We start from the raw sequence: 5,793 nt of genomic DNA on the forward strand, positions 1-5,793 counted from the left end.
CTGCCCCGGCCCCCCGTTAGCACCGTTACCAATCAACGGCCGACCCAACACCGCCTGGGTGGGCGCATTAACCGCGTTGAACAACACCTGCTGAGCACTCGCGGCCTCCGCGGTCACATACGCGCCCGCACCACCACTTAACGCCTGCACAAACTGCGCATGAAAACCAGCGGCCTGCGCGCTCAGCGCCTGATATTGCTGCGCATGCACCCCAAACAGCGCCGCCACCGCAGCCGACACCTCATCAGCACCTGCGGCCAACACCGCCACGGTCTGACCCGCCGCCGCCACATTAGCCGCCCCGATCACCTCACCAATACCCGACAAATCCGCTGCTGCCGCCGCCAACACCTCTGGCGCCGCACTCAGAAACGACATCACGGACCTACCTCCACATCACGGCAATCCGGCCCAAAAGCGCAAGTAACGCAGGCAATCGAAGAAAACCAGTGTAATGAGAGCTAGATCACATTACGAGAGTTTCCATTCAATCTTCTTTCCATCTGCTGCGACCGTTCCGGCCACAGACGCCCATCCGGCATCGGCCGGCAACCCCGGCCCTTGCCGAAGGCGGCCACCGGATCGGCACAGACCTGGGCAGCGCGGATGCCGCAGAATGACCTACCGTCCAACGGCTAGACCGCTGCCCGGCTGGTCGTGCTTCCAGCCGCTTGAAATTCAGGTGTTTTTCAGCTGGACGAGCTACCTTGGCGCGCATGCCAGCGGCATTGACCAGTGCCGACTCCGGGCAGAGGGACCACCCCGTGGTGGCGGCTCTGACCGTTTTGTATTCGATCGAACTGGTCGGGGTGCTCGGCGCCGCAGCCTTTATCGCCAATGCGGAGCGTACGCATCCTGAGCGCGGCAACAATTGCGCCGGCGATGTTGTTTGTCGCGGCTGGAGCCCTCTCAGCTGGCACGCCGCATATCTGCTGCACGGCGCGCGGGTGCTGAAGGTGAGCGGCCTGGCACTTCAGTCAGCGATGCTGATGACGGCGATAGCGGTCGCCACGATACGACCGACCTTGGGAGTGCCAGCAGTGACTGCGGTGGTGCCGCTGTATGCGCTGGGCTTCGGCCGGGTAAGCCTGGGCGCGATCGTCATCCTGTTGACCGTGCGGACATCTTCATCCGTGCGGACCGCTGCGTTGGCTGATCGCCACCCCGCAGTTTCACCACTGGCATCACGCGCGCCAGCCCCAGGCATACAACTCCAACTACGCCGCGGAGTTTCCGATCGTCGATGCGCTGTTCGGCACCCTGTACCTGCCCGCAAGCCGATGGCCCGCCGAGTACGGCGTCGACGACGGCCAACCCGAGGGCTATGTGCGCCAGCTCCGCTGGCCGCTACGCGCCGCGTAGTCGTCTAGAAGCTCTAGAGCTCTCCGGCGTCGATGGCTTCCTTGACCTCCTGCGCGTGAGCCACCTGCGCCGGGGTGTAACCGATGAACACCGCCGCGCCGCCAACGATCACGGCCGCTCCAGCCACCCACAGCAGGCCGTAGGTGTAGCCATGGTCGAGCGCGGCCAACTGCGCGTCGTTCATGAACTTCACCGGGCCGGTGGTGCCGCCCAGGTACAGCGTGCGTGAGGTAATCACCGCCTGGATGACAGCCAACACCAGCGGGCCGCCCAGGCTCTGCAGCATCAGTGTCATCGCCGATACCGGGCCGATCTGGTCGAAACCCACGCCGGCGATCGCTGACAGGGTCAGCGGGACGACTGCCATGCCGATGCCGATCCCACCCACCACGATGGGCACTACCAGGTTGGGGAAGTAAGCCTGGCCACGATGCATAAACAACCAGCCGTACAGCATGGCCAGAACGAGCAAGTATCCCCCGGCGATCGTCAGCACCCGCGGCGAAAACCGCGACACCAGCTGCGAAGAGACGCCCAGCCCGATACCCATCGCGATGACGAACGGAATGAAACCGACGCCCGCGCGCAGCGCGCTATAACCCAAGATGTCCTGCACATACAGGCCGATACACACCGTCAGGGTGAACATGACGCCGCCGGCCAGGAAGATCGCAATGAAGGTGACCAACCGGTTGCGGTCGCGGAACAAGTGGAACGGCACAACCGGGTTTTCGGCGGTGCGCTCCACCACGATGAACGCCAGGCCAGCCGCCATGGCCACCGCCCCTGAACCGATGGTGGTGACCGAGATCCAGCCTCTTTCCGGTCCCATCGAGAAGGCGAAGACAGCAGCGGTGCACGCCAGCGTGGCAAGCATGGCCCCAGCAGCGTCGAGCTTCATCCGCTCGCGGTTGGTTTCCCGCAGCGCGGTACGAGCCAGGTAGATCATCACCAGGCCGATCGGCACGTTCACCAGGAACGCCAGCCGCCACGAAACCTCGGTGAGCGCTCCGCCGACCACCAGGCCCATCACCGAGCCAATCGCGGTCATCGCGGCAAATACTGCCGTGGCGGCGTTGCGGGCCGGCCCCTTAGGGAACGTCGTAGCCACCAACGCCAGGCCGGTCGGCGATGCGATGGCCGACCCCACACCCTGCGACAGCCGCGCAATGACCAATGTCGCCTCGTCCCAGGCGACCGCGCACAATACCGAGGAGATGGTGAACAGCGCCACACCGACGATGAAAGTCCGCTTACGCCCGATGGTGTCGCCAAGCCGGCCACCGAGCAGCATTAAACCGCCGAAGGTCAGCACGTAGGCGGTGATCACCCAGCTACGGCCAGCGTCTGACAGGCTGAGCTCGTTCTGAATCTTGGGAAGCGCGACGATGGCGACCGTGCTGTCCATAGTCGCCAGCAGCTGCATTCCGCCGATGGCGACGACTGCGGCAATAAAGCGACGCGAAGGCAGCCAAGTCGGGTAGTACTTGCTGATGCGCGGTGAGGCGGTCTCCGCCGAGCGCGGCGAGCGGGCCGACGCCGGACGCTCTTGCCGCCCAGCCGTCCAGTTGTGGACTGCCCGCTCTGTGTCGTTGAGAGCCGTCATAGCGGGTTACCTTACAGTAATCTTAAGAATTGTTTAAACCCTGAACGCCGCGCAGGCCTGCCACAGCCCCGATAACCACGATCGCGGGAGGTCGAATCCCCTCAGCGCGGACCTTCTCCGGCGTGTCGGCGAGAGTGGCCCGCAACGTGTGCTGAGCGGCCGTCGTCCCGTGCTGAACCACCAGCACCGGCGTATCCGCAGGTCGGCCGCCTTGTAATAAGGCATCGACGAAAAGTTCGATCCGTTCGACCGCCATCAGCAAAACAATGGTGCCGGACAGCGCTGCTAAAGCATTCCAATTCACTAACGATTCGGGATGGCCGGGCGGGAGATGGCCGCTGACCACCACAAACTCGTGATTCGTGGCCCGGTGAGTGACCGGAACGCCCGCTGATGCAGGAACTCCTATGGCACTGGTCACACCTGGCACCACGGTCACCGGAATACCGGCGTCGGCGCATGCCAGCACCTCCTCGTAGCCCCGGGCGAACACGAAGGGGTCACCGCCTTTGAGGCGCACGACGAAGTTCCCGGACTTGGCCCGTTCGATCATGACGTCGTGGATGGCGTCCTGGGCCATTGCCCGGCCGTAGGGGATCTTGGCGGCATCGATGACTTCCACGTGCGGGGGCAGCTCGGCGAGCAACTCAGGCGGTGCCAAACGGTCGGCGATCACAACATCGGCCTGCGCGAGTAGACGCCGGCCCCGCACGGTGATCAGTTCCGGATCGCCGGGACCGCCGCCGACCAACGCGACGCCACCGCGGACGACATCGGAGTTCTCAGAGTTTTCTAAGGTGATGCCCCCCGTCTGCAGAGCCTCCCGGATGGCCGAGCGGATAGCCGCCGAACGGCGGTGGTCGCCGCCGGCCAGCACACCGACCGAAAGCCCCGCGTAGCTGAATGTTGCCGGGGTGACCGCTGTCCCCGCGACAGCGATGTCGGCACGGACACAGAAGATTTGGCGGCGATCCGCCTCGGCGACCACGGCCGCGTTGACCGCTGGGTCGTCAGTGGCCGCTATCGCATACCAAACCCCGTCGAGGTCGCCGTCACGGTAGTCCCGCAACGCCAACGTAATCCCTTCCATCGCCTCGACGGCGCGGGTGGCGCTACGGGTGATGACATGCACGTCGGCGCCGCTGGAGATCAGCAGCGGTAGCCGGCGCTGCGCGACGCTGCCACCGCCGACCACCACGACTTTCTTGCCTATTAAGCGCAATCCGACGAGGTAGGGGCTCTCGGTCACCCGCCAAGCTTAGTGGCGGCTGCGCTGTGCCTGCGAATGTGACGCCACCGCGAATCCGGGCCTGATTTTTCGACGTGGCGTTACGCTCGCGGGCTACGACGGCCAGGCGGCGGCGTGGGCGACGAAGCGTGCCACCGCGTCGGGCATCGCGGCCGCATGGGTATGCAGATACGACGCGTGCACACCCCGGTAGATCACGCCGTCGCGTAGCGCGCCGGCGTTGAGGCGCGGGCCACGATACACCCACGCCGGCTGGTAGCTATCAGCGAATGTGACTGTGGTGCGGTGGAATTCGTGTCCGACCACCCGCTGGCCAACCGAAAACAGCGGTGAGTCAGCAATCGCGACGGCGTTGCGGTATCCCAGGGTGAGACGCGGGGTGAACCGCGCCGAGCCGGCCAGCACATCGCACATCGGGTGCCCGTCGAGTTCGGAGATCAGGTAGATCAGCCCGGCGCATTCGGCATGCAACGGCGCTCCGGCGGCTGCCAGTTGTTTAATCTGGCCGCGGACCACGTCGTTGGCGGATAACTCTGCGGCGAATTGCTCGGGGAAACCGCCCGGCAACAGCACGCCCTTCGTTTCTTCAGGCAGTGCTTCGCTGAGCGGGTCGAACTCGGCGACGGTCGCGCCGGCGGCCCGCAACAGCTCGGCGTGTTCGGGGTAGGCGAAGCTGAACGCCCTGCCCGCCGCCATCGCGACCGTGGGATGCCTTGCTCGAGGCCCCCTGACAGCTGCCACCGGATCCCACGGCGGATCGCCAACGCGGCTCCCGGCGGCAGCGAGCACTGCGCCCAGATCAACGTGCCGAGCCACCAGCGCCGTCATCGCCGCGACCGCAAGCCGGGCCCGACGACCGTATTCGACGGCGGTGACCAGACCTAAATACCTTGTCGGAAGCTCTAATTCGACGTTGCGAGGGATGGCGCCCAGCACCGGGACACCGGCCTGCTCGCAGGCTTGCCGTAGCACGTGCTCATGTCTGGGGGTGCCAACCCGGTTGAGGATGACACCGGCGATACAGGTTGCGGAGTCAAATGTGGAGAAGCCGTGCAACAGGGCAGCAAGGCTGTGGCTCTGGCCGCACGCGTCAACCACCAGGATCACAGGAGCTCCCAACAGACCGGAGACGTGTGCGGTGGACCCTGTTGCGGGGTTCATCACGGTTTCGCCGATGCGCCCATCGAACAGGCCCATGACCCCTTCGACCACCGCAATGTTGGTGCCGAGGGTGCCGTGCGCATAGAGCGGGCCGATGAGCCGCTCCCCGACCAGTACCGGGTCGAGGTTGCGGCCGGGCCTTCCTGCGGCTATGGCGTGGTAACCGGGGTCGATGAAGTCGGGGCCGACCTTGAACGGCGCAACCTGATGACCTGCTTGACGCAGCGCACCGATCAAACCCGTTGCAACCGTGGTCTTTCCGCTGCCCGACGCGGGGGCGGCGATAACCACCGCGGGAACTGAGGTCACGGTTTCACCACTCGATGCCCTTCTGCCCCTTGCGCCCAGCATCCATCGGGTGCTTGACCTTGACCATCTCGGTGACCAGATCGGCCGCCTCGATCAGCCGCGGCGG

At 65.2% G+C, this 5,793-nt stretch carries 6 protein-coding genes; 1 reads left to right on the forward strand and 5 read right to left on the reverse strand.

The features are described 5' to 3' along the window. On the reverse strand, positions 1–378 hold a 378-nt coding region (locus F0Q45_RS23740), incomplete at its 3' end, for a PE family protein (RefSeq protein ID WP_149656234.1). A gap of 338 nt (positions 379–716) precedes the next feature. Here F0Q45_RS23740 and F0Q45_RS30545 point away from each other — a divergent pair. Next, a complete protein-coding gene (locus F0Q45_RS30545; RefSeq protein WP_223163944.1) occupies positions 717–1,370 on the forward strand; it encodes a hypothetical protein in 654 nt (217 codons plus the stop codon). Positions 1,371–1,375: 5 nt separating this feature from the next. Here F0Q45_RS30545 and F0Q45_RS23750 read toward each other — a convergent pair whose 3' ends face one another. The 4 genes from F0Q45_RS23750 to F0Q45_RS23765 all read right to left on the reverse strand — a co-directional run. After that, on the reverse strand, positions 1,376–2,968 hold the full coding sequence (locus tag F0Q45_RS23750) for an MFS transporter (RefSeq protein WP_149656235.1): 1,593 nt from the start codon (positions 2,966–2,968) through the stop codon (positions 1,376–1,378). Between the two features lie 22 nt (positions 2,969–2,990). Then, on the reverse strand, positions 2,991–4,217 hold the full coding sequence (gene cobA, locus F0Q45_RS23755) for a uroporphyrinogen-III C-methyltransferase (RefSeq protein ID WP_149656236.1): 1,227 nt from the start codon (positions 4,215–4,217) through the stop codon (positions 2,991–2,993). A gap of 93 nt (positions 4,218–4,310) precedes the next feature. After that, positions 4,311–5,687: a cobyrinate a,c-diamide synthase gene (locus F0Q45_RS23760; protein ID WP_262491144.1), complete on the reverse strand. Its 1,377-nt coding sequence runs from the start codon at positions 5,685–5,687 to the stop codon at positions 4,311–4,313. Between the two features lie 4 nt (positions 5,688–5,691). Then, on the reverse strand, positions 5,692–5,793 hold a 102-nt coding region (locus F0Q45_RS23765; RefSeq protein ID WP_188113127.1), incomplete at its 5' end, for a cob(I)yrinic acid a,c-diamide adenosyltransferase.

It is taken from the genome of Mycobacterium simiae (assembly GCF_008370645.1).
GTDB lineage: Bacteria > Actinomycetota > Actinomycetes > Mycobacteriales > Mycobacteriaceae > Mycobacterium > Mycobacterium simiae_A.